This window comes from Nocardia rhizosphaerihabitans, from assembly GCF_014646295.1.
Classification (GTDB): domain Bacteria; phylum Actinomycetota; class Actinomycetes; order Mycobacteriales; family Mycobacteriaceae; genus Nocardia; species Nocardia rhizosphaerihabitans.
In genome coordinates, this window is sequence record NZ_BMNE01000002.1 from 376,916 (window position 1) to 403,835 (window position 26,920).

The 26,920-nt window shown below is 70.8% G+C and carries 1 protein-coding gene (only partly in view); it reads left to right on the forward strand.

Annotated features, from left to right (window positions below):
* Positions 1–26,920, forward strand: partial view of a non-ribosomal peptide synthase/polyketide synthase gene (locus IEY60_RS08275; RefSeq protein ID WP_189025763.1) — the 5' portion only. 16,913 nt of this gene lie beyond the right edge of the window; only the first 26,920 of its 43,833 coding nucleotides appear in the window; it begins with the start codon at positions 1–3; its stop codon lies off the right edge, out of view.

Genomic DNA, 26,920 nt, shown 5'->3' on the forward strand with positions numbered 1-26,920 from the left:
TTGGACCGGCTGGATTTCGGCGGAAACGGCGAAACTGGTGACGGACGTGGAGACTCTGCGGAGTACTTCCCGCTCTCGCCCGCACAGCTGGGTATCTGGTACGCGCAGCACGTCGACCCGCTGGTGCCGATCAACATCGCCCAGTTCGTCGACCTGCGTGGACACCTCGACGTGGCCACCCTCGAGCGCGTCAGCTCCGAGGCCGCCGCGGAGCAGCAGTCGGGCTTCCTGCGCATCGTCGAGATCGACGGCGAACCGATGCAGACCGTCGACCTCACCCAGGACGACACGCTGATCTATGTCGACCTGCGCGGCGAGTCCGACCCCGAGGCCGCCGCCGCGGAGTGGATGCGCGGCGAGTACAGCCGCCCGCTCGACATCGTCAAGGACCGCCTGGTCCAGGCCGCCGCGCTGCAGCTAGAGGACGAGCGCTGGTACTGGTACGCCCGCGTCCACCACATCGTGCTCGACGGTTTCGGCGCCAACAACTTCGTCACCCGCACGGCACAGCTCTACACCGCGGCCGTCACCGGCGCCGAGGCACCGGCCAACAAGGCCACCGACCTGCGCACGCTCTACGAGTCGGAGATCGCCTACCGCGACAGCACCCGCTTCGAATCCGACAAGGCGCACTGGGCCCAGCGCGTGGCCGGACTGGAAGAGGGCAGCAGCCTCACCGGCCGCTCTGCGCCGCCGTCGCCGGTCAACGATGTCACCAGCGCGGCGCTGAGCCCGGCGCAGGACACCCTGCTCAGCGAGGCCATCACCCGCCACGACACCACCTCGGCCCCGCTGCTGATCGCCGGTTTCGCGGCGTATCTGGCGCAGATCACCGGCACCGAGGACGTCATCCTCAGCCTGCCCGTGACCGGCCGCACCACCGCCGTGATGCGCCGCTCCGGCGGTGTGACCTCCAACATCGTTCCGCTGCGCCTGCGCGTCGGCCACGACACCACCGTCGCCGACCTGCTGCGCTCGGTCACCACCGAGGTCTCCGGCGCCCTGCGCCACCAGCGCTACCGCCACGAGGACATCCGTCGTGACTCGGCGGGCGACGGCATGGTCGCCACGGAGTTCTTCGGCCCGTGGGTCAACATCATGCTGTTCGACAACGAGCTGCGCTTCGGTGACATGGACGGCACGCTCAACGTGCTCTCCACCGGTTCCATCGAGGACCTCGGCGTCAACTTCTATCAGTCGCACGGCGGCACCCGCTCGCACATCGACTTCGAGACCAACCCGAACCTGTACTCGGCGGCCGACGCGGCCACCCACCACAGCCGGTTCCTCGAGTTCTTCGACCGCTTCCTGGCCGCCGACGCCGCGGCCACGGTGTGGAGCCTGCCGGTCACCGGCGCCGCCGAGCTGGAGCGCTCGCTGACCGAGTGGAACGACTCGGCGCACGAGGTCCCCGCGACCACGCTGCCCGCGCTGCTCGACGCGCAGATCCCGCTGACCCCGGACAACATCGCCCTCGACTTCGAGGGCCAGACCCTCACCTACGCCGAGTTCGGCGCCCGGGTCAACCGGCTGGCCCGCTTCCTGATCGCCGACGGCGTCGGCCCGGAGTCGCTGGTGGCGCTGGGCATGCGCCGCTCGCTGGACCTGGTCGTCGGCATGCACGCCGTGCTGCGGGCCGGTGGCGCGTACGTGCCGATCGACCCGGATCACCCGGCCGACCGCACCGCCTACATCCTCGAGTCCGCGGCACCGGTCTGCGTGCTGACCACCACCGGCGACGACCTGGACCTACCGAGCACGGTGGCCAGGGTGGAGATCGACACCCTCGACACCACCGCGTTCGCAGACACCCCCCTCACCGACGCCGAGCGCCTGGCGCCGCTGCGCCCGGACAACACCGCCTACGTCATCTACACCTCGGGTTCGACCGGCCGCCCCAAGGGCGTCGCGGTCACCCACCACGCGATCGTCAACCAAGAGCTGTGGATGCTCGACGAGTACCGGTTGACCGCCGACGACGTCTACCTGCAGAAGACCGCCACCACCTTCGACGTGTCGCTGTGGGGTTACTTCCTGCCGCTGATGGTCGGCGCCAAGCTGGTCATCGCCTCGCCGGACGGCCATCGCGACCCGCTGTATGTCGCGGACATGATCGAACGGCACGGCGTCACCGTGACGGACTTCGTGCCGTCGATGCTCACCGTCTTCGTCTCGCACGCCACCCAGGCCCAATGCGCCACGCTGCGTGCGGTTTTCGTCATCGGTGAGGCGCTGCCGCCGGAGACCGCCGCTGGTCTGCGTGCGATCTCCACCGCGGGCCTGCACAACCTGTACGGCCCGACCGAGGCCGCGGTCTCGGTCACCTACTGGGAGGCCACCGAGGCCGACACCGTCACGGTGCCGATCGGTATCCCCGAGTGGAATGTCGAAGTCTACGTACTGGATTCGCGCCTGCGCCCGGCCGCGATCGGCGCGCCGGGTGAGCTGTACCTGGCGGGCCGTCAGCTGGCGCGCTGCTACCGCGGCCGCCCCGACCTGACCTCGGACCGCTTCGTCGCCAACCCCGTCGGCGCCCCCGGCGAGCGTATGTACCGCACCGGTGACCTGGTGCGCTGGAACGCCGACGGCGTGCTGGAGTACATCGGCCGCACCGACTTCCAGGTGAAGTTCCGTGGTCAGCGCATCGAGCTCGGCGAGATCGAGACCGACCTGCTCGCGCACCCGACCGTCAGCCAGGCCGCGGTGCTGGTGGTCGACACCGCGACCGGCCAGCAGCTGGTGGCCTACATCGTGCCCGCGCCCGGCCAGTCCGCCGATCCGGCGACGCTGACCCGTTTCGTGTCCGAGAAGCTGCCCACCTACATGGTGCCCGCGTCGATCATGGTGCTCGACGCGTTCCCGCTCAACACCTCGGGCAAGCTGGACCGCAGGGCCCTGCCCGAGCCCGTGTTCAGCGCTGCCGCGGGCGATTTCCGCGCACCGCGCACCCCGGCCGAGCAGATCGTGGCGGGCATCTTCGCCGACGTGCTCAGCCAGGAGCGGGTCGGCGCCGACGACAACTTCTTCGAACTCGGCGGCAACTCGCTGGTCGCCACCCAGGTCGTCGCCCGGATCGGTGCCGCGTTCGGCATCCAGCTCGGCGTGCGCGCGCTGTTCGAGACCCCGACCGTGGCAGGCCTGGCCGCGCGCGCCGAATCCGCAACGCCCGCAGATGTTGCAGCCACGAGGCCGCCGCTGATCGCTCAGCAGCATCCGGATCAGGTGCCGCTGTCGCTGGCTCAGCAGCGGATGTGGTTCATCAACCAGTTCGACCCCGCCGCGCCGACCTACAACCTGCCGTTCGTGGTGCGGATGAAGGGCCGCGTCGATGTCGACGCGTTGATCGCGGCGCTCGACGACGTTGTCGTGCGCCAGGAATCGCTGCGCACGATCTTCCCCGACGCCGACGGCGGCTTCCAGCAGGTGCTCGGCCCCGACGAGTTCGACCTGGGCATCACGGTGACCCCGATCGACCAGTCGCTGCTGCACGACGAGCTGATCAACTTCGCCTCCACCGGTTTCGACGTCACCCTGGAACTGCCGATCCGCGTGCGGATCTATCAGGTGACCGGCGGAACGACCAACGGCACACCGGAATTCGCGGTCGCCTTCGTCGTCCACCACATCGCGGCCGACGGTTTCTCCTTCGGTCCGCTGGCCCGCGACGTCGCCACCGCCTACCTGTCCCGCGCGGCGGGCGAGGCCCCCGGCTGGGCGCCGCTGCCGGTGCAGTACCGCGACTACACCCTGTGGCAGCGCGAACTGCTCGGCGCCGAGAGCGATCCGGCGTCGATGGCCGCGCGCCAGCTCGACTACTGGCAGCGGGCGCTGGACGGCCTGCCCGATCAGCTCGACCTGCCCAGCGACCGCCCGCGTCCGCAGCAGCAGAGCTTCCGTGGCGCGCGCGTCGGCTTCGACATCGACGCCGAGACCCACGAGCAGCTGTCCGCACTGGCCCGCGCCAACGGCGTCACCCTGTTCATGGTCGTGCACGCCTCGCTGGCCGTGCTGCTGGCACGGCTGTCGGGCACCACCGACATCGCGGTCGGCACCCCCATCGCGGGCCGTGGCGAGCAGGCGCTCGACGACCTGATCGGCATGTTCGTCAACACCTTGGTGTTGCGTTCCGACGTCGACCCGACCCAGCCGTTCAGCGAATTCCTCGCGCGCACCCGCGAGACCGACCTGAGCGCGTTCGCCAATGCCGACGTGCCGTTCGAGCGGCTCGTCGACGTGCTCAACCCGTCGCGTTCGCAGGCCCGCCACCCGCTGTTCCAGGTGGTGCTCTCGTTCCAGGAGATGTCGCACGGCACCCTGGAACTGCCCGGCCTGTCGGTCGATGCCGACGAGGTCGAGGTCGACATGGCCAAGTTCGACCTGCAGTGGACCCTCACCGAGGAGCACACCGGTTCGGGCTCGCTGTCGGGCATGACCGGCGTGCTCACCTACGCCGTCGACCTGTTCGACCGCTCCACCGTCGAGGAACTGCTGCTGCGCTGGCGGCGCGTGCTCGACGCGATCCTGGCCGACCCGGCCGTCACCGTCGGCGCCATCGACGTGCTCGACGACGCCGAGCGCACCGACCTGGTCACCCGCTACGGCGCGCCGGCCGCGGTCGCGCGCACGCTGCCGCAGCTGATGGCGCAGGCCGCCCGCGACACCGAGGCGACCGCGGTCGTGTTCGAGGGGACAGCTGTGTCCTACGGCGAGCTCGATCGCCGCTCGAACCAGGTGGCGCGCTTGCTGATTCAGCAGGGTCTCGGCGCCGAGGACTTCGTGGCCGTCGCCGTGCCGCGTTCGCTGGAATCGGTGCTGGCGGTGTGGTCGGTCGCCAAGACCGGCGCCGCGTTCGTGCCCGTCGACCCCAACTACCCGGCCGACCGCATCGCGCACATGATCACCGATGCCGGTGTGTCCGTCGGCATCACGGTCACCTCCGAGGCCGGTGAGCTGCCGGAGTCGGTGCGCTGGATCGAGATCGACGAGATCGATCTCGACGAGTTCTCCGACGCGCCGCTGGCCCCGCGCGAACTGGTCCGCCCGACCGATCCCGCGCAGCCCGCGTACCTGATCTACACCTCCGGTTCCACCGGTGTGCCCAAGGGCGTCGTGGTCACCCATGCCAGCGTCGCCAACTTCTGCGCCGAGCAGATCGACCTGTACTCGCTCGACTCCGACACCCGCGCACTGCATTTCGCCTCGCCCTCGTTCGACGCGTCGGTGCTGGAACTGCTGCTCGCGCTGGGTTGTGGCGGCACGCTCGTCGTCGTCCCGCCGGGCGTCTACGGCGGTGAGGAACTGCGCGACATCCTCATCACCGAGGAAGTCACCCACGCGTTCGTCACCCCGGCCGCGCTGGCTACCTTCGACGCGCGCGGCCTCGATCACCTGCGGGTGCTCGCGGCCGGTGGCGAGGCGGTCCCGCCGGAGCTGGTCACCAAGTGGGCGGTCCGCCTGCCCGACGGCTCGCGCCGCATGCTGGGCAATGTCTACGGCCCCACCGAGACCACCATCGCCTCCAACCTCTCCGAGGGTCTGATCCCGGGGGAGCGGGTCGTCATCGGTGGCCCGATCCGCGGTGTCCACACGCTGATCCTCGACGACCGTCTGCGCCCCGTGCCGGTGGGCGTGGCCGGTGAGCTCTACATCGGCGGCGTCGGCATGGCGCGTGGCTACCACGCGCGCGCCGCGCTGACTTCGGATCGCTTCGTCGCCAACCCGTACGCGCCCGGCCAGCGGATGTACCGCACCGGTGACGTGGTGCGCTGGACCGCCGACCGCAATGTCGAGTACGTCGGCCGCTCCGACTTCCAGGTGAAGGTCCGCGGTTTCCGTATCGAACTGGGCGAGATCGACTCCGCGCTCGCCTCGCACGAGACCGTCGACTTCGCGGTCAGCATCGGTCACAAGAACAAGGGCGGCAGCACCTCGCTGGTGTCCTACGTGGTCGCGGTGCCGGGCCGTTCGATCGATATCCCCGAACTGACCGACCATGTGGCGCAGCGTCTTCCGGCGTACATGGTGCCGTCGTCGATCATGGTGCTCGCCGCCGTCCCGCTGACGGTGAACGGCAAGCTCGATCGCCGCGCGCTGCCCGCGCCGGTGTTCGAGGTGCGCGAGTTCCGCGCCCCGACCACCCCGATCGAGCAGATCGTCGCGCAGGTCTTCGCCGACGTGCTCGAGCTCTCGCGCGTCGGTGTCGAGGACGACTTCTTCGAGCTGGGCGGCAACTCGCTGATCGCCACCCAGGTCGCCTCCCGCATCGGCATCGCCCTGGACACCCGTGTCCCGGTGCGCATGCTGTTCGAGGCGCCCACCGTCGCGGCGCTGGCCGCGCGGGTGGAGTCCCAGGCCGGTGACGGCGCGCGCAAGGCGCTGGTCGCCCGCGAGCGGCCCGACCTGGTGCCGCTGTCGCTGGCCCAGCAGCGCATGTGGTTCCTGAACCGCTTCGACACCGCCTCGGCGGTCAACAACATCCCGGTCGCGATCCGGCTGTCCGGTGACCTCGATGTGGCCGCGCTGCAGGTCGCCGTCATCGACGTGATCGACCGGCACGAGTCGCTGCGCACGGTGTTCCCCGAGTCGGGCAACGGCCCGGTGCAGGTGGTGCTCGACGCCGCGCAGATCGTCCCTGACCTGACCCCCTACCGGGTCACCGAGGACAACCTCATCGACCACCTGATCGACCTGGCGTCGATGGCCTTCGACGTGACCAGCGAAGTGCCGCTGCACGCACGGCTTTTCGAGATCAGCGAGACCGAGTACGTGCTCGGCATGGTGGTGCACCACATCTCCGCCGACGGCTGGTCGATGGCGCCGCTGTCGCGCGATGTCATCGTCGCCTACGCCGCGCGCACCTCGTGGGAGGCGCCGACCTGGGCCGAATTGCCGGTCCAATACGCCGATTACGCGCTGTGGCAGCGCGAGGTCCTCGGTTCCGAGGACGACCCGCAGTCGCTGATCTCCTCCGAGATCGACTACTGGACCCGCGAACTCGCCGATCTGCCCGACGAGCTGGTGCTCCCGGCCGATCACCCGCGCCCGCCGGTCGCCACCTACCGCGGTGGCACCTACAGCTTCGTCATCTCCGGCGACACCCAGCGCGCCCTGGTCGAACTGGGCCGCCGCTACAACGCCTCGCTGTTCATGGTCATGCACAGCGCGCTGGCCGTGCTGCTGGCCCGCGCCAGCGGCACCAGCGACATCGCCATCGGCACGCCGGTGGCGGGCCGTGGTGACCAGGCCCTCGACGACCTGGTCGGCATGTTCGTCAACACCCTGGTGCTGCGCTCGCAGGTCGACGGCGCGACCCCGTTCGCCGCCCTGCTCGACCAGGCCCGCGAGACCGACCTGCAGGCGTTCGCGCACGCCGACGTGCCGTTCGAGCGGCTCGTCGAGGTGCTCAACCCGCCGCGCTCGCAGGCGCGTCACCCGCTGTTCCAGGTGATGCTGTCGTTCCAGAACAACAAGCAGGCCTCGCTGCAGCTGCCCGGCCTGTCGGTCAGCGGCATCGACTACGACTCCCAGCTGGCCAAGTTCGACCTGCAGCTGACGCTGACCGAGGTCCAGGACACCGACGGCGAAGCCGGCGGCATGGCGGCCGAATTCTCCTACGCGCTCGACCTTTTCGAGGAGTCGACGGTCGCCGCGTTCGCGCGCAGGCTCGACAACATCTTCGCCGCCATCGTCGCCGACCCCGAGGTGTCCGTCGGCGACATCGATCTGCTGGCTCCCGAGGAGCACGCGCAGGTCCTCGTCGACTGGAACGACACCGCGCGCGAGGTGCCCGCGGGCACCCTGGTCTCGCTGTTCGACGCGCAGGTCGAGCGGACTCCCGACGCGGTCGCGCTCGTCTACGAGAACGAGTCGCTGTCCTACCGCGAGCTGCAGGAGCGGGCCAACCGCATCGCCCGCAGCCTGATCGCCTCCGGCGTCGGCCCCGGCGACCATGTGGCACTGGCGATCCGGCGCTCCACCGAGCTCGTCGTCGCCATGTACGCGGTGCTGCAGACCGGTGCGGCCTACGTGCCGCTCGACCCGGACCAGCCCGCCGACCGCATCGGCCACATCATCGAGACCGCGCAGCCGCGCCTGGTGCTCACCAGCCGCCGCGACGCGTTCGAGGCCGAGGGCGTCACCGTGCTCGCGGTCGAGAACATCGAGCTGCCCGCCGATTTCAGCGCAGCGCCGATCACCGATGCCGAGCGCACCCGCCCGCTGCGGGCGTCCAACACGGCCTACGTGATCTTCACGTCGGGTTCGACCGGTCGCCCCAAGGGCGTCGCGGTCGACCATGCCGCGATCGTCAACCGACTGCTGTGGATGCAGCACGAGTACCCGATCGACGCCGCCGACGCGGTGCTGCAGAAGACGCCGGCCACCTTCGACGTGTCGGTGTGGGAGTTCTTCTGGCCCTTGCAGACCGGCGCGCGCCTGGTCGTCGCCAAGCCCGACGGCCACCGCGACCCGGTGTACCTGGCCCAGATCATCGCCGAACGCGACATCACGACAGCGCATTTCGTGCCGTCGATGCTGTCGGTGTTCGTGTCCACCCTCGGCAGCAACGGCAACGGCGACGCGGTCCGGCTGCGTCAGGTGTTCGCCTCCGGTGAGGCGCTGCCCGCGCCCACCGCGCAGCGCCTGCGCGAGCTCACCGGCGCCCGCCTGCACAACCTGTACGGGCCCACCGAGGCCGCGGTCGACGTCACCTATCACGAGGTCGTCGACACCGACGTGGAGTCGGTGCCGATCGGCCATCCGGTGTGGAACACCAAGGTGTTCGTGCTGGATTCGCGTCTGCATCCGGTGGCCGCCGGTGTCGCGGGTGAGCTGTATCTGGCGGGCGATCAGCTCGCCGTCGGCTACCTCAACCGCGCCGATCTCACCGCCGACCGTTTCGTCGCCAACCCGTACGGCGCGGCCGGTTCGCGCATGTACCGCACCGGTGACCTCGTCACCTGGACCCGTGACGGCGAACTGAACTACCTGGGTCGCACCGACTTCCAGGTGAAGCTGCGCGGTCTGCGCATCGAGCTCGGCGAGATCGAGGCCACCCTGCTGGCCCAGCCGGGCGTCGCGCAGTCGGTCGTCGTCGTGCGCGCCGACGCGCACGCCGGTGACCAGCTCGTCGGTTACGTGGTGCCCGAAGCGGATTCGAGCATCGATGTCGCCGCGGTGAAGGCGGGGATCACCGCCGAGCTGCCCGCCTACATGGTGCCCGCGGCGCTGGTCGTGCTCGACGAGTTCCCGCTCAACGCCTCCGGCAAGCTCGACCGCAAGGCGCTGCCCGCGCCGGTGTTCGAGGCCAAGATGTTCCGCGCGCCCTCGACCCCGATCGAGGAGATCGTGGCCGAGATCTTCGCCGACCTGCTCGGCGCCGAGCGCGTCGGCGTGGACGACGACTTCTTCGCCCTCGGCGGCAACTCCCTGGTCGCCACCCAGGTCGCGGCCCGGCTGAGCAAGGCCCTCGACGCCGAGGTCGGCGTGCGCACCCTGTTCGAAGCGCCCACCGTCGGGGCGCTCGCGGCCCGCGTGGAATCGCACGCGGGCACCGGTGTGCGCGCCGAGCTCACCGCGCGGCAGCGCCCCGAGCACCCGCCGCTGTCGCTCGCCCAGCAGCGCATGTGGTTCCTCAACCGCTTCGATCTCGGCGACACCGGCGACACCGGTACCTACAACATCCCGGTCGCCGTCCGCCTGCAAGGCCTGCTCGATCTGCCCGCGCTGCGCGGCGCGGTCGCCGACGTGATCGCGCGGCACGAGTCGCTGCGCACCGTCTACCCGTCCTACGACGGCACCGCCTTCCAGAAGGTCCTCGCAGCCGCCGTTTCCATCCCCGAGCTGGAAATCGTCGAGGCCGACGAGACCGACATGGCGACCTCGCTCTACGAGTTCGCCCGCCGCGGTTTCGACGTCACCGCGCACGCCCCGGTCCGCCTGCGCGTCTACGAGCTCGGTGAGCGCGAGCACGTGCTGGTGATGGTGGTCCACCACATCGCCGCCGACGGTTTCTCGCTGCGCCCGCTGGTGCGCGACCTGATGACCGCCTACGTCGCCCGCACCGCCAACGCCGAACCCGGCTGGCCGCCGCTGCAGGTCCAGTACGTCGACTACGCGCTGTGGCAGCGCGAAACCCTCGGCGAGGAGACCGACCCCACCTCGCTGATCTCCGAGCAGCTCGACTACTGGCGCGGCGCGCTCGCCGACCTGCCCGACGAACTGCGCCTCGGCCACAAGTCGCGGCCGGCGCAGGCCACCTACCAGGCGGGCACCCACCGCTTCGAGGTGCCGGGCGAGCTGGTCGACGCGCTGAACCGGGTCGCCCACGAGCACGGCACCACCCTGTTCATGGTGGTGCACAGCGCCTTCGCCGCGCTGCTGTCGCGCCTGTCCGGCACCGAGGACATCGCCGTCGGCATCCCCGTCGCCGGTCGTGGCGAGCAGGCGCTCGACGACCTGGTCGGCATGTTCGTCAACACCCTGGTGCTGCGCGCCAGGGTCGACCCCGCGGTCTCCTTCACCGACCTGCTCGGTCAGGTCCGCGAGAACGACCTGGCCGCCTTCGCCCACGCCGACGTGCCGTTCGAACGCCTCGTCGAGGTGCTCAACCCGGCCCGCTCGCAGGCCAGGCACCCGCTGTTCCAGGTGATGCTCTCATTCCAGAACCTGGGCCGCACCACCCTGGAACTGCCCGGCCTCACCGTCTCCGAGCTGGGCATCGACCAGCACGTGGCCAAGTTCGATCTGCAGCTGGCGCTCAGCGAGGTGCCCGCCGACGACGACAGCCACATGGAGGCCGAACTCGTCTACGCCACCGACCTTTTCGACGCCGGCTTCGCCGCCACCTTCGGCGCGCGCCTGCTGCGCGTGCTCACCGGCATCGTGGCCGACCCGTCGGTCGCCGTCGGTGATATCGAGCTGCTCGACGCCGCCGAACGCACCCTGGTGCTGGACCGGTGGAACGACACCGAATTCGCCGTCGACGCCGCGCTGAGCACCCCCAGCGACGACGACCCGGCCACCCTCAACGCCCTGTTCGAGGCGCAGGTCGCGCGCACGCCCGACGCGACCGCGCTCACGTTCGAGGGGACGAGTCTGTCCTACGCCGAGTTCGCGGTGCGGGTGCGTCAGCTGGCGCGCTGGCTCAAGGACGCCGGTGTCGGCCCGGAATCGTATGTGGCCCTCGGCATGCGGCGCTCGATCGACCTGCTGGTCGGCATGTACGCCGTGTCCGCCGCCGGTGGCGCGTACGTGCCGCTCGACCCCGATCACCCGGCCGAGCGCATCGAGCACATCCTCGACACCGCCCAGCCGGTGTGCGTGCTGACCTCCGGCGAGAGCCTGCCCGGCGTGGCCGGTCGCGAGGTGCGCATCGATCAGCTCGACCTGTCCGGCCAGTCGGCCGAGCCGGTCACCGATGCCGACCGGCATCGCCCGCTGCGTTCGGACAACACCGCCTATGTCATCTTCACCTCCGGTTCAACCGGTCGGCCGAAGGGCGTCGCGGTCAGCCATGCCGCGATCGTCAACCGCCTGGTGTGGATGCACGCCGCCTACGGCCTGGCCGCCGACGACGTGGTGCTGCAGAAGACGCCCGCCACCTTCGACGTGTCGGTGTGGGAGTTCTTCTGGCCGCTGCAGGTCGGCGCGCGCCTGGTGGTCGCCAAGCCGGACGGCCATCGCGACCCGGCCTACCTGGCCCGCCTGATCGCGGCCGAGCAGGTCACCACGGTGCACTTCGTGCCGTCGATGATGGCTGTGTTCGTCACCGAACCCCTTGCCGCCGACTGTGTCTCGCTGCGCAATGTGTTCGCCTCCGGTGAGGCGCTGCCGTCGCCGACCGCGCAGCGCCTGCGCGAGCTGACCGGCGCCGCGCTGCACAACCTGTACGGCCCCACCGAGGCCGCGGTCGACGTGACCTATCACGAGGTCACCGACGCCGACACCGACACCGTGCCGATCGGCGCGCCGGTGTTCAACACCCGTCTGTACGTGCTGGATTCGCGGCTGCGGCCCGTTCCGGTGGGTGTCGCGGGTGAGCTCTATCTCGCGGGCGTGCAGCTCGCGCACGGCTATGTGGGTCGCCCCGACCTCACCATGGACCGCTTCGTCGCCGACCCGTTCGCCCCCGGCGAGCGCATGTACCGCACCGGTGACCTCGTCACCTGGACCGCGGACGGCGAGCTGGAGTACCTGGGCCGCACCGACTTCCAGGTGAAGCTGCGTGGTCTGCGCATCGAGCTGGGCGAGATCGAGTCGGCGCTCACCGCGCTGCCGCAGATCGCGCAGTCGGTGGTCGTGGTCCGTGCCGACGAGCGCACCGGTGACCAGCTGGTCGCCTATGTCATCCCGCAGCAGGGCATGACCGTCGACACCGACGCGGTCAAGGACGCCCTCGGCGCCGAACTGCCCGTCTACATGGTGCCCGCCGCGTATGTGGTGCTGAACGCCTTCCCGCTCAACGCTTCCGGCAAGCTCGACCGTAAGGCGCTGCCCGCGCCCGTGTTCGCCGCGCGCACCTTCCAGGCGCCGGTCACCCCGGTGCAGCAGATCGTCGCCGCCACCTTCGCCGAGGTGCTCGGCGCCGGTCAGGTCGGCCTCGACGACGACTTCTTCGAACTCGGCGGCAACTCGCTGGTGGCCACCAGGGTCGCGGCGCGTCTGTCCGAGGCGCTCGACACCCAGGTGCCGCTGCGCGCGCTGTTCGAGGCATCGACGGTGGCCGCGCTGGCGGCCCGGGTCGAGACCGCCACCGGTCGCGGCGGGCGTATCCCGCTGGTGCCGCAGCCGCGCCCGGAACTGGTGCCGCTGTCGCAGGCTCAGCAGCGGATGTGGTTCCTCAACCGCTTCGACAACCGCACCGCCGTCAACAACATCCCGGTGGCGATCCGCCTCACCGGTGACCTCGATGTCGCCGCGCTGGAAGCGGCCATCGCCGATGTGACCGCGCGGCACGAGTCGCTGCGCACCTTCTACCCCGAGGTCGAGGGCGCCGGCTACCAGCAGGTCCTGCCCGCCGACGAGGTCCGCTTCGCGCTGCCGGCCCAGCCGGTCACCGCCAACGAGGTCGTCGCCCGCGTGGTCGAGCTCGCGAGCGTGCACTTCGACGTCACCCGCGAGGTGCCGTTCCGCGCCGGCCTGCTGCGCGTCGACGAGCGCAACCACGTCGCCGTGCTGGTCATGCACCACATCAGCGGTGACGGTTTCTCGCTGCGTCCGCTGCTGCGCGACGTCGTCGTGGCCTACACCGAGCGTGTCCGCGGCGAGGTCCCCGCGTGGGCCCCGCTCGAGGTGCAGTACGCCGACTACACGCTGTGGCAGCGTGAGGTCCTCGGCGAGGAGTCCGATCCGGAGTCGGTCGCCGCGAGCCAGATCGCCTACTGGACCGAGCAGCTGCGCGATCTGCCCGACCAGATCGAGCTGCCCGCCGACCGCCCGCGCCCCGAGATCGCCACCAATGCCGGTGACCTGTACCGCTTCTCGGTAGATGCCCACCTGCACCGCGCGCTGACCGACATCGCCCGCGCCCACGGCGTCACCCTGTTCATGGTGATGCACGCGGCGCTGGCCACCTGGGCCGCGCGCCTGTCCAACAGCACCGATATCGCGATCGGCACCCCGATCGCGGGCCGCGGCGAGCGCACCCTCGACGACCTCGTCGGCATGTTCGTCAACACCCTGGTGCTGCGCAGCGAGGTCGACCTCGGCGGCAGCTTCGGCGACCTGCTCGACCAGGTCCGCAAGGTCGACCTGTCGGCCTTCGCCAATGCCGACGTGCCGTTCGAGCGCCTCGTCGACGTGCTCAGCCCCACCCGCTCGCAGGCCCACCACCCGCTGTTCCAGGTGGCGCTGACCTTCGAGGCGGCCACCGCCGCCGACACCGGCACCGTCGCCCTGCCCGGCCTCGACCTCAATGTCGTCGACTTCGACCCGGGCACAGCGAAATTCGACGTGCAGCTGACCGTGGGCGAAGCCGCCGACGGCTCGCTGTCCATGTCGTGGAACTACGCCACCGATCTGTTCGACCCCGAGACCGTCGCCGCCTTCGGCGACCGCCTGATCCGCATCCTGCGCAGCGTCGCCGAGAACCCGGACGTGATCGTCGGCGACATCGACCTGCTCGGCGAGGCCGAACAGCGCGACGTCGCGCAGCGCTGGGTGTCCTCCGGCGCCGACGCCATCGCCCTGCCGGTCATCCACGACGCCAGCACCCCGGCCGGTCACCGCCGTGGCCTGTTCGGCAACAAGCACACGACGCTGGTCGACCTGTTCGACGCGGCCGCCGCGGCCTACCCGGACCGCATCGCCGCCAAGTTCGGCGTCGAATCGCTGACCTACGCCGAACTCGACCGGCGCGCGAATGTACTGGCGCGCAGGCTGATCGCCGACGGCGCGGGCCCGGAGTCGCTGGTCGCGGTGATCCTGCCGCGCTCGCTCGACCTGGTCGTCGCGCTGCTCGCCGTCGTCAAGACCGGCGCCGGTTACGTGCCGGTCGACCCGACCTACCCGGCCGAGCGCATCGCCTACGTGCTCGAGGATTCCCGCCCCACCAGCGTCGTCCTCGATTCCACCGTCCAGGTGACGGTGCCCGCGGAGCTGCCCTCGGTCGTGCTCGACGGCTTCGCCGTGGAGACCGGCAATGTCGAGGACGCCGACGACCTGCCGATCACCGACGCCGACCGGCTGGCCCCGCTCTCGCCGGACAATGTCGCCTACGTCATCTACACCTCCGGTTCGACCGGCCGCCCCAAGGGCGTCGCCGTCGCGCATCGGAACGTGGTGCGCCTGTTCGCCAACACCGACCGTGACTTCGGCTTCGGCCCGCGCGACGTGTGGACGCTGTTCCACTCCTACGCCTTCGACTTCTCAGTGTGGGAGCTGTGGGGTCCGCTGCTGTTCGGCGGCTCGCTGATCGTCGTCGACTACTACACCTCGCGCTCGCCCGAGCAGTTCCTGGAACTGCTGCGCGTCGAGCAGGTGACGGTGCTCAACCAGACGCCGTCGGCGTTCTACCAGCTCGCCGAGGCCGACCGGATCGCCGGACCCGGCCTGGACCCGCTGGCCCTGCGCTACGTCGTCTTCGGTGGCGAGGCGCTGGAACTGCGCCGCCTCTCGGATTGGGTTGCCCGCCACGGCGACAGCTCGCCGACGCTGGTCAACATGTACGGCATCACCGAGACCACGGTGCACGTATCGTTCCGCGCGCTCGACGCGAAAACCATTGCCGCCGCGGCCGGTTCGGTCGTCGGCCGGGCCATCGCGGGCCTCGGCGTGTACGTGCTCGACAACCGGCTGCGCCCGGTGCCGGTCGGTGTCGCGGGTGAGATGTATGTCGCGGGACCGCAGTTGGCGCGTGGCTACCTCGGCCGCCCCGACCTGACCGCGACCCGCTTCGTCGCCAACCCCCTGGCAGGCCCGAACCAGGCCGGTTCGCGCCTGTACCGCTCCGGTGACCTCGCGCGCTGGAACCGCTTCGGCGAACTCGAATACCTCGGCCGCGCCGACGACCAGGTGAAGGTCCGCGGCTTCCGCATCGAACTCGGTGAGATCGAAGCCGCCGTGCTGGCCCAGCCGGGCATCGCCCAGGCCGCGGTCATCGTCCGCGAGGACCAGCCGGGTGACCAGCGCATCGTCGCCTACGTGGTCGCCGACGGCGACGCCCAGCCCGACCTCGACGTCGTGCGCAGCGGCGCCGCCGAACAGCTGCCCGCCTACATGGTTCCGGCGGCCCTGGTCCGCCTGGAATGGATCCCGCTGACCGTCAACGGCAAGCTGGACCGTCGCGCGCTGCCCGCTCCGGCGGTGCAGGCGCGGGCCTTCCGTGCCCCGGTCACCCCGGTGCAGGAGACCGTCGCCGCGGTCTTCGCCGACGTCCTCGGCCTGGACCGGGTCGGTGTCGACGACGACTTCTTCGACCTCGGCGGTAACTCGCTCATCGCCACCCGCGTGGTCGCCCGCATCGGCGCCGCGCTCGGCGCCACCGTGCCGGTGCGCGCGCTGTTCGAAGCCTCCACCGTGGAAGCCCTTGCGGCCAGGGTGGAATCGCACACCGGCGGCACCGCCCGCGCGGCGCTGGTCGCTCGCGAGCGCACCGAGGGTGAACTGGTGCCGCTGTCGTTCGCGCAGCAGCGCATGTGGTTCCTCAACAAGTACGACACCACCTCGGCCGCCTACAACCTGCCCGTCGCGATCCGCCTGACCGGCGCGCTCGACACCGAGGCGCTGTCGCTGGCACTGGCCGACCTGGTGCGCAGGCACGAGTCGCTGCGCACCCGCTACCCCGAGCACGGCGGCACCCCGGTGCAGCAGATCGTTGCGGCGGAACGCATCTCGCTGGATCTGCGCCCGGTCACGGTCGCGCAGGATCAGCTGTTCGGCACCGTCACCGAGTTCGTGTCCACCGGTTTCGATGTGGCCGAACAGGTTCCGCTGCGCGCCCGCCTGTTCAAGGTGACCGACACCGAGCATGTGCTGGTCGTGGTCGTGCACCACATCGCCGCCGACGGTTTCTCCATCGCGCCGCTGACCCGGGACGTGATGCTGGCCTACACCGCCCGCGCCCAGGGCACCGCGCCCGGCTGGGCGCCGCTGCCGGTGCAGTACGCCGACTTCGCGATCTGGCAGCGCGCCGTGCTCGGCACCGAGGACGACGCCGACTCGCTGATGTCGCGCCAGGTCGGGTACTGGCAGCGCCAGCTCGCCGGCATCCCCGACGAGCTGACCCTGCCGTTCGACCGGGCCCGCCCGGCCATCGCCTCGCATCGCGGCGCCACCGTGCACCGCGAGCTCGCGCCGGAGCTCATCGCCAAGCTCGACGAGGTGGCGCGTCGTCAAGGCGCCTCGCTGTTCATGGTCATGCACACCGCGCTCGCGGTGCTGCTCTCGCGCCTGTCCGGCTCCGACGACATCGCCATCGGCACGCCCATCGCGGGCCGTGGCGAGCAGGCCCTCGACGACCTGGTCGGCATGTTCGTCAACACCCTGGTGCTGCGCACCGGCGTGCGCCCGGCCGAGTCCTTCACCGACCTGCTCGAGCAGTCCCGCAAGGCCGACCTCGACGCCTACGGCAATGCCGACGTGCCGTTCGAGCGCCTGGTGGAACTGCTGGCGCCGGAGCGTTCGCAGTCGCGCAACCCGCTGTTCCAGGTGATGCTGGCCTTCCAGAACCTCGACCGCACCACCCTGGAACTGCCCGGCCTCGCCGTCTCGGCGCTCGATCTCGACGAGAGCGTCGCCCGCTTCGACCTGCAGTTCACCCTCTCCGAGCTCGGTGAGCCCGGCAGCGGCGGCATGGCGCTGGCATTGAACTACGCCACCGAACTGTTCGACGAAGCCACCGTCGAGACCATCGCGACCCGCTGGGAGCGCGTCCTCGAAGCCGTCGCCGCCGATGCCGCGGTGACCGTCGGCGCGATCGACGTCCTCGACGCCGCCGAGCGGACCGACCTGGTGTTCCGCGTCGGCGAGCCGCCGGTGCCCGCCCGCACCCTGCGCAGCCTGCTTGCCGAGGCCGTCGCGCAGAACCCGACCGGCGATGCCGTCGTGTTCCAGGGGACAGCTCTGTCCTACGCCGAACTCGACGAACGCTCGAACCGCTTGGCGCGCTTGCTGATCGCCGAGGGCATCGGCGCCGAAGACCTCGTCGCCGTCGGCGTCCCGCGTTCGGCCGACTCGGTCTTCGCCGCCTGGGCCGTCGCCAAGACCGGCGCCGCGTTCGTGCCGGTCGACCCGACCTACCCGGCCGACCGCATCGCGCACATGGTCACCGACTCCGGTTCACCGCTGGGCCTCACCGTCGCCTCCGTGCGCGAGGGCCTGCCGGATACCGCGTCTCGGCCGGTGGGCCCGGAGGCGGTAGCGGAGCGTGACCACGCAGGGCCTTCGGCCGAGACGCAGTCCGGCGCAGTGCGCTGGCTGGTGCTCGAAGAGCTGGATCTGGACGCCTTCGACGGCGGCCCGATCGCGGATTCGGAACTGGTCCGCGCGACCACGCCCGAACAGCCCGCCTACGTCATCTACACCTCCGGCTCGACCGGCGTCCCCAAGGGCGTCGTCGTCACCCACGCGGGTCTGGCGAACTTCGGCGAGGAGCAGGCCAAGCGCTACGCCCTCGACTCCGATACCCGCGCACTGCATTTCGCCTCGCCCTCGTTCGACGCCTCGATCCTGGAACTGCTGCTGGCGCTGGCCCGCGGCGGCGCGCTGGTCGTCGTCCCGCCGGGCGTCTACGGCGGTGACGAACTGTCCGAGCTGATCCGCGCCGAGCGGGTCACCCACGCCTTCATCACCCCCGCCGCGCTGGCCACCTTCGATCCGAGCGGCCTGGACTCGCTGCGGGTGCTGGTCGCCGGTGGTGAAGCGGTGCCCGCCGACCTGGTGAGCAAGTGGGCTGTTCCGTTGGCGGACGGCACTACTCGTGCCTTCCACAACGGCTACGGCCCCACCGAGACCACGATCATGACCAACATCAGCGCCGCGCTGACGCCGGGCGAGCTGGTCACCATCGGTGGCCCGACGCGCGGCATGCGCTCGCTGATCCTGGACGCCCAGCTCCAGCCCGTTCCGGTGGGTGTCGCGGGTGAGCTGTATCTGTCGGGCATCCAGCTGGCGCGCGGCTACCACGCCCGCGCCGGGCTGACCGCCGACCGGTTCGTCGCCGATCCGTTCGTGCCGGGGGAGCGGATGTACCGCACCGGTGACGTCGTGCGCTGGACCGCCGACGGCACCGTCGAATACGTCGGCCGCTCCGACTTCCAGGTCAAGATCCGCGGTTTCCGTATCGAACTGGGCGAGATCGACTCGGCCCTGGCCTCGCACGAGACCGTCGACTTCGCGACCACCGTCGGCCACAAGAGCACCGCGGGCGCGGTCTCGCTCGTCGCGTATGTGGTTGCCGCGCCCGGTCATTCGATCGACGTCGCGGCGCTGACCGCGCACGTCGAGGATCGCCTGCCCGCCTACATGGTGCCCTCGTCGATCATGGTGATCGACCACGTGCCGCTGACCCCGGTCGGCAAGCTCGACCGCAAGGCGCTGCCGGAGCCGGTGTTCGCCACCGAGGTCACCTTCCGCGCCGCGCGCACCTCGATCGAGCAGACCATCGCCGAGGTCTTCGCCGAGGTGCTCGGTGTCGAGCGCGTCGGTGTCGACGACTCGTTCTTCGCCCTGGGCGGCGACTCGATCGTCTCCATCCAGCTCGTCTCCCGGGCCAAGGCCCGCGGCGTGCTGTTCACCCCGCGCCACGTCTTCGAACAGCGCACCGTCGCCGGTCTGGCCTCGGTGGCCGAAACCGCCGATGTGGCGGCGGCTTCCGCGGTCACCCTGGCCGAGCTGCCCGGTGGCGGCGTCGGCGAGCTGCCGCTGACCCCGGTGGTGCGGTTCATGGCCGAGCGGCCCGGTTCGTTCGACCGGTTCAACCAGACCATGGCCCTGGAACTGCCGGTCGGCATCGACCGCGCCGGCATCGCCGCCACCGTCGGCGCGGTCATCGACCGCCACGACATGCTGCGCTCGCGCCTGCACCAGGTCGACGGGCGCTGGGTCGTCGACACCGCACCGGCCGGTGCCGTCGACGTCGACGCGCTGATCGATCACAGCACCTTCCCGGCCGATGCCACCGACGACCAGCTCGTCGAGATCGCCTCCGCCGCACTGGACGCCAGCCTCGACCGGCTGAATCCGGCCGCCGGTGTCGTCGTCCGCTTCGTGTGGCTGGAGCCCGCCACCGCGGCCGCCCCGGCCATCTCGTTGCCCGGCGCGGCCCCGACGACCGCTACCGACGGCGTTGCCGCTGCCGCGGGTACCCGGTCCACCGCGCGGGCAGGCCGCCTGATCGTCGTCGCCCACCACCTCGTGGTCGACGGCGTGTCCTGGCGAATCCTGGTGCCCGACTTCGTCGCTGCCTGGGGCCAGCTGTCCGCCGGCCAGCAGCCGGAACTGGTCGCCCCGGCCACCTCCATGCGGGCCTGGGCGCACGCGCTCGCCGACGAGGCGCGCACCCCCGAGCGCACCGCCGAACTCGACTTCTGGCGCGAGGTCGTCGCCACCCCGGATCCGCTGCTCACCGAGCGGCCGATGGACCCGGCGGTCGACGTCTCCGGCGTCATCGAGAAGCTGCCGGTCGAAGTGTCCGCCGAGGTCACCAAGGCCCTGCTGACCACCGTGCCCGCCCTGTTCCACGGTGGCGTCAACGACGGTCTGCTCACCGCGCTGGCCCTGGCCGCCGCCAAGTGGCGCAGCACCCGCGTCACCGCGGCCAAGGCAGCGGGCAACGGCGCGACGCACGACGAGGACGCGCTACTCGTGCGCCTCGAGGGCCACGGCCGCGAGGAAGAGGTCGCGCCCGGCGCCGACCTGTCGCGCACCGTCGGCTGGTTCACCGCGATCTTCCCGGTCCGTCTCGACCTGGCAGGCATCGACATCGATGCCGCGCTCGCCGGTGGTCCCGCGCTGGGCCAGGCGGTCAAGGCCGTCAAGGAGCAGCTGCTGTCCGTGCCCGACAAGGGCATCGGCTATGGCCTGCTGCGGTACATGAACGCCGACACCGCGGCGGAACTGCCCGCCCAGCTGCCCGGCCAGATCAGCTTCAACTACCTGGGCCGCGTCGCCGACAGCGACGTGCCCGACGCGCTGCGCGGCTTCGGCTGGATCCCCGCACCCGAGCTGGCCGCCCTCGGCGGCGCCTACGACGCCGACATGCCCGCGATGGCGCCGCTGGACGTCAACGCGATCGTCGTCGGCGACAAGCTCAGCGCCAATATCGGCTACCCGAGCACCCTGCTCGGCGCCGCCGAGGTGCGCGAGTTCGCCGACCTGTGGATTACCGCGCTGGAAGCCGTTGCCCGGCACGCCAACTCGGCCGACGCTGGCGGCCACACGCCGTCCGACTTCGCGCTCGTGCGCTCCACCCAGCGCGACATCGACGTCTGGGAGAAGCGCTACCCCGAGCTGACCCAGGTGTGGCCGCTGGCCGCGCTGCAGGCCGGTCTGTTCTTCCACGCGCGCCTGGCCGCCAGCTCGGTCGACGTCTACACCGCGCAGGCGGTCCTGACGCTGACCGGTCGCGTCGACGCCACCCGTCTGCGCGCCGCCGCCCAGGCCCTGCTCGACCGGCACGAGACCCTGCGCACCGCGTTCGTCACCGACCACGACGGCAATGCCGTGCAGATCGTCCTCGAACACGCGAAGGTGGCCTGGACCGAACACGATCGCACCGAAACGGGCGAGTTCGCCGACCTCGTCGAGGCCGACCGCAATGCCCGCTTCGACCTCGCCGCACCGCCGCTGATCCGGTTCACCCTGATCCGCATCGCCGAGAACGAGTGGCGCTTCGCGGTGTCCAACCACCACATCCTGCTCGACGGCTGGTCGACACCGCTGGTCATGCGCGACCTGCTCGCGCTCTACGCCCTGCACGGCGACACGAGCGCGCTGCCCGCCGTCCGCTCCTACCGGCACTTCCTGGAATGGGTTGCCCAGCAGGACCACTCGGTGTCGGTCGCGGCTTGGTCCGACGCGCTGCGCGGCGTCACCGAGCCGACCCTGCTGGCACGCCCCGACGCCAGCCGCGAGATCGCGGCCCTGTCGGAGGAGCACCTGTTCGACCTGGACGAGCCGACCACCGCCCGCCTGGTCGCGCTGGCCGCCGATCTCGGCGTCACCCCGAACACCGTGCTGCAGGTCGCCTGGTCGATCGTGCTCGGCCGGATGACCGGCCGCGACGATGTGCTGTTCGGCACCACCGTCTCGGGCCGTCCCGCGCAGCTGTCCGGTGTGGAATCCATGGTCGGCCTGTTCATCAACACCGTCCCGGTGCGCGTGCGCTTCGACGCCGCCGAATCGGTGCGCGAGGTGCTGACCCGCACCCAGGGCGAGCAGGCCGACCTGCTCGACCACCACTACATCGGCCTGGCCGACATCCAGTCGGCGGCCGGTATCGGTGGCCTGTTCGACTCGCTGGTGGTCTTCGAGTCCTACCCGGTCGACGCCGAGGGCATCAAGGCCCAGGCCGCCGACATCGACGGCATGGCCGTCACGGGTCTGGACGCCGCCGACGCCACGCACTACCCGCTGTCGCTGATCGCCCAGCTCGACACCCAGCTGCGCATCCGCGCCGGCTACCTGAGCGACCTGTTCGACGCCGCCACCGTGCACCGCATCGCCGAGCGCCTGATCCGGGTGCTCACCGCGATCACCACCGAACCCGGTGTGGCCGTTGGCGATATCGAACTGCTCGACGCCGCCGAACGCGAGCTGGTCGTGCGCGACTGGAACGCCACCGCGCACGAGGTGGACCAGCAGGCCACCCTCGTCTCGATGTTCGAGGCGCAGCTGGCGCGCACCCCGCAGGCCACCGCCCTCAGCTTCGAAGGCGAGAACCTGTCCTACGCCGAGTTCGCCCAGCGGGTCTACCGCCTGGCGCGCTGGCTGATCGATCGCGGTGTCGGCCCGGAAACCTATGTGGCCCTCGGCATGCGCCGCTCGATCGACCTGGTGGTCGGCATGTACGCGGTGAGCGTGGCCGGTGGCGCGTATGTGCCGCTGGATCCCGATCACCCGGCCGAGCGCACGGAATACATTCTGGCGACGGCGGATCCGGTGTGTGTGCTCACCTCGGGCACCGACCTGGAGATCGACACCGCGCAGGTCCGCATCGACCTGCTCGACCTGGTGGGCTACGCCGACACCCGCATCACCGATGCCGAGCGCACCGCGCCGCTGCGTCCGTCGAACACCGCGTACGTGATCTTCACGTCCGGTTCGACCGGTCGTCCGAAGGGTGTGGCGGTCAGCCACGGTGCGATCGTCAACCGTCTGGTGTGGATGCAGGCCGCCTACGGCCTCACCGCAGACGATGTGGTGTTGCAGAAGACCCCCGCCACGTTCGACGTGTCGGTGTGGGAGTTCTTCTGGCCCTTGCAGATCGGCGCACGTCTGGTCGTCGCCAAGCCCGACGGTCACCGCGATCCGGCGTACCTGGCCGAGATCATCCGCGTCGAAGGAGTGACCGTCACCCACTTCGTGCCGTCGATGCTCGCGGTCTTCGTCGCCGACGCCGCGGCCGCACGCTGTGAGTCGCTGCGGATGGTGTTCGCCTCCGGTGAGGCGCTGCCGCCCAAGCCCGCGCATCGTCTGCGCGAGCTGACCGGTGCCGCGCTGCACAACCTGTACGGCCCGACCGAGGCCGCGGTCGACGTCACCTTCCACGAGGTCGTCGACACCGATGTGGACACCGTCCCGATCGGCGCCCCGGTGTTCAACACCGAGGTCTACGTGCTGGATGCGCGCCTGCGCCCGGTCCCGGTCGGTGTCGCGGGTGAGCTGTACCTGGCGGGCACCCAGCTGGCGCGCGGCTATGTCGCCCGTCCGGACCTGACCGCCGACCGCTTCGTCGCGAACCCGTTCGCTGTATCGGATGGCGGGGCAGCCGAGGGCGCTGCGTGGTCACGCTCCGCTACCGCCTCCGCGCCCGCCGGCAGCCCCGCGGGCGGCGGCGCCCGCATGTACCGCACCGGCGACCTCGTCGCCTGGACCGAGCACGGCGAGCTGGAATACCTGGGCCGCACCGACTTCCAGGTGAAGCTGCGCGGTCTGCGCATCGAGCTGGGCGAGATCGAGTCGGCGCTGACCGGGCTCGACGAGGTAGCCCAGTCGGTGGTGGTTGTCCGCGGCGACCAGCACACCGGCGACCAGCTGGTGGCCTACGTCATCGCCGCGCCGGGTCGCACCGTCGACATCGAGGACGCACGCGAGGAACTGGGCAACAACCTGCCCGCCTACATGGTGCCCGCGGTCATCATCGTCCTCGACGAGTTCCCGCTCAACGCCTCCGGCAAGCTCGACCGCAAGGCGCTGCCCGCGCCGGTGTTCGAGGCCGCGGTTTTCCGTGCCCCGACCACCCCGGTCGAGGAGATCGTCGCCGCCACCTTCGCCGACGTGCTCGGCCTGGAGCGGGTCGGCCTCGACGACGACTTCTTCGCTCTCGGCGGCAACTCGCTGACCGCGACCCAGGTCGCCGCCCGCCTGTCGGCCTCGCTCGAGACCGATATCGGCGTGCGCGAACTGTTCGAGGCCTCCACCGTCGCCGGACTGGCCGCGCGTGCCGAGACGCACTCCGGCACGGACCGCCGCGCCGCGCTGGTCCCGCAGCATCGCCCCGAGCGGGTGCCGCTGTCGCTGGCCCAGCAGCGCATGTGGTTCCTCAACCGCTTCGACCCCGAGTCCGCGGTCGACAACATCCCGGCCGCCGTGCGGCTGTCGGGCCTGCTCGACCGGCAGGCGCTGCAGGTGGCCGTGGCCGACGTGCTCGCCCGCCACGAGTCGCTGCGCACCTACTACCCGGAGGTCGCCGGCGCGGCCCACCAGGTGATCGTGCCGACCGGCAAGGTCATCCCCGACCTCGCGCCGATCGAGACCACGGGTGCCGAGCTGCCGCAGCGCCTCTCGGAGCTGGTACGCACCGCGTTCGATGTCACCGCCGAGGTGCCGTTCCGCGCCGCCCTGTTCGAGATCAGCCCGACCGAACACGTGCTCGCCCTTGTCGTGCACCACATCTCGGCCGACGGCTTCTCCATGGGCCCGCTGACCCGCGACGTGATGACCGCCTACAGCGCCCGCGTGGAAGGCGCCGAACCGGCCTGGCGCCCGCTCGAGGTCCAGTACGCCGACTTCGCCCTGTGGCAGCGCGCCGTGCTCGGCGACGAGGACGACGCCAAGTCCGTGATCTCGCAACAGATCTCGTTCTGGGGACAGCAGCTGCGCGGCCTGCCCGAGCAGCTCGACCTGCCCGCCGACCGGCCGCGCCCCGCGGTCGCCAGCGGACGCGGCGCCACCCACACCTTCGAGATCGACGCCGAAACCCATGCGGCGCTGGCGGATCTGGCCCGCGGCCGCGGCGCGACGCTGTTCATGGTCGCCCACGCGGCGCTGGCGCTGCTGCTCTCGCGCCTGTCCGGCGAGAACGACATCGCCATCGGCACCCCGATCGCGGGCCGCGGCGAGCGTGCCCTCGACGACCTGATCGGCATGTTCGTCAACACCCTGGTGCTGCGCACCGAGGTCGACGGCGATGCGAGCTTCACCGACCTGCTCGGCGAGGTCCGCGCGGCCGATATCGCCGCCTTCGGCCACGCCGACCTGCCGTTCGAGCGCCTGGTCGAGATCATCAACCCGGCCCGCTCGCAGGCTCGGCACCCGCTGTTCCAGGTCATGCTGGCCTTCCAGAACACCGGCCAGACCAGCCTGGAACTGCCCGGCCTCACGGTCAGCGGCGTCGAGCTGCCGATCGACGTGGCCAAGTTCGACCTGAACGTGGTGCTCACCGAGAAGCCCGCGGAGTCTCCGTCGGGCATCGTCGCCGAGCTGATCTACGCCACCGACCTGTTCGACGCGGCCACCATGGACCGCTTCGGCACCCGCTTCGCGCGCCTGCTCGCCGCGATCGCGGCCACGCCGGAACGGGCCGTCGGCGATCTCGAACTGCTCGACACCACCGAGAACGCGCTGGCCGTGTTCGGCTGGAACGACACCGAGCACGCACTCCCGGACGCGGGCACCCTGGTCGACGAGTTCAACCGGCAGGCCGCGGCCACCCCGGACGCGGTCGCGATCGTCGACCCGGCCACCGGCGCGACCCTGACCTACGCCGAATTCGCTTCGCGCGTGCACCGTTTGGCGCATCGCCTGATCGAGGCGGGCGTGGGCCCGGAGACCCTGGTCGCGCTCGGCCTGCGTCGCAGCATCGACCTGGTCGTCGCCGCCTACGCGGTGCAGGAAGCGGGCGGCGGCTACGTGCCGCTCGACCTCGACCAGCCCGCCGACCGCATCGCCTACGTGCTCGACACCGCCGCCCCGGTGGTCGTCCTCACCACGGGCCGCGAGGCTTTCGACGCGGGCGAGCTGCCGACGCTGGCCATCGACACCCTCGAGGTGGCGGCCTACCCCGACGCGCCGGTCACCGACGCCGAGCGGATCGCGCCGCTGCGCCCGCAGCACCCGGCCTACGTCATCTTCACCTCGGGTTCGACCGGCCGCCCCAAGGGCGTCGCCGTGCCGCACGCCGCCGTCGTCAACCAGATCCGCTGGATCACCGGCGAATACGGCATCGGCGCCGACGATGTGGTGCTGTTCAAGACCCCGGCCACCTTCGACGTGTCGGTCTGGGAGCTGTTCGGCCCGCTGAGCACCGGCGGCCGGATCGTCGTGGCGAGCCCCGACGGCCACCGCGACCCGCAGTACCTCGCCGATGTCATTGCGGCGCAGCGCGTCACGATGACCTCGTTTGTGCCGTCGATGCTGACTGTTTTCGCAGGCAGCATCGATGCGGCCGCCGTCTTGGGCGGAGCTCTGTCCTCGCTGCGTGCCCTGCTGATCGCCGGTGAGGCCTTCACCGGGGACGCGGTGGTGGCGCTGCGCAAGGTGAGCGACGCGGCCCTGTTCAACCTGTACGGCCCGACCGAGTTCACCGTCCACGCGACGCACGGCCCAGTCGCCGACCAGGTCGACGGCGCTGTTCCGATCGGCGCGCCGGTCTGGAACTCGCAGGCCTACGTGCTGGACTCGCGTCTGCACCCGGTCGCCGCCGGTGTCGCCGGTGAGCTGTACCTGGCCGGTGCGCAGCTGGCGCGCGGCTACTTCGGCCGCGCGGATCTCACCGCCGACCGCTTCGTCGCCGACCCGTTCGGCGAGGACGGCGCCCGCATGTACCGCACCGGTGACCTCGTACGCCGCGACGAGAACGGTGTCATCACCTACCTCGGCCGCACCGACTTCCAGGTCAAGCTGCGCGGTCTGCGCATCGAGCTCGGCGAGATCGAGGCGGCGCTCACCGCGCACGAGACCGTCTCGCAGGCCGTCGTGGTCGTGCGTTCGGATGCCCGCACCGGCGACCAGCTCGTCGGCTACGTCGTGCCTTCCGCGGGCG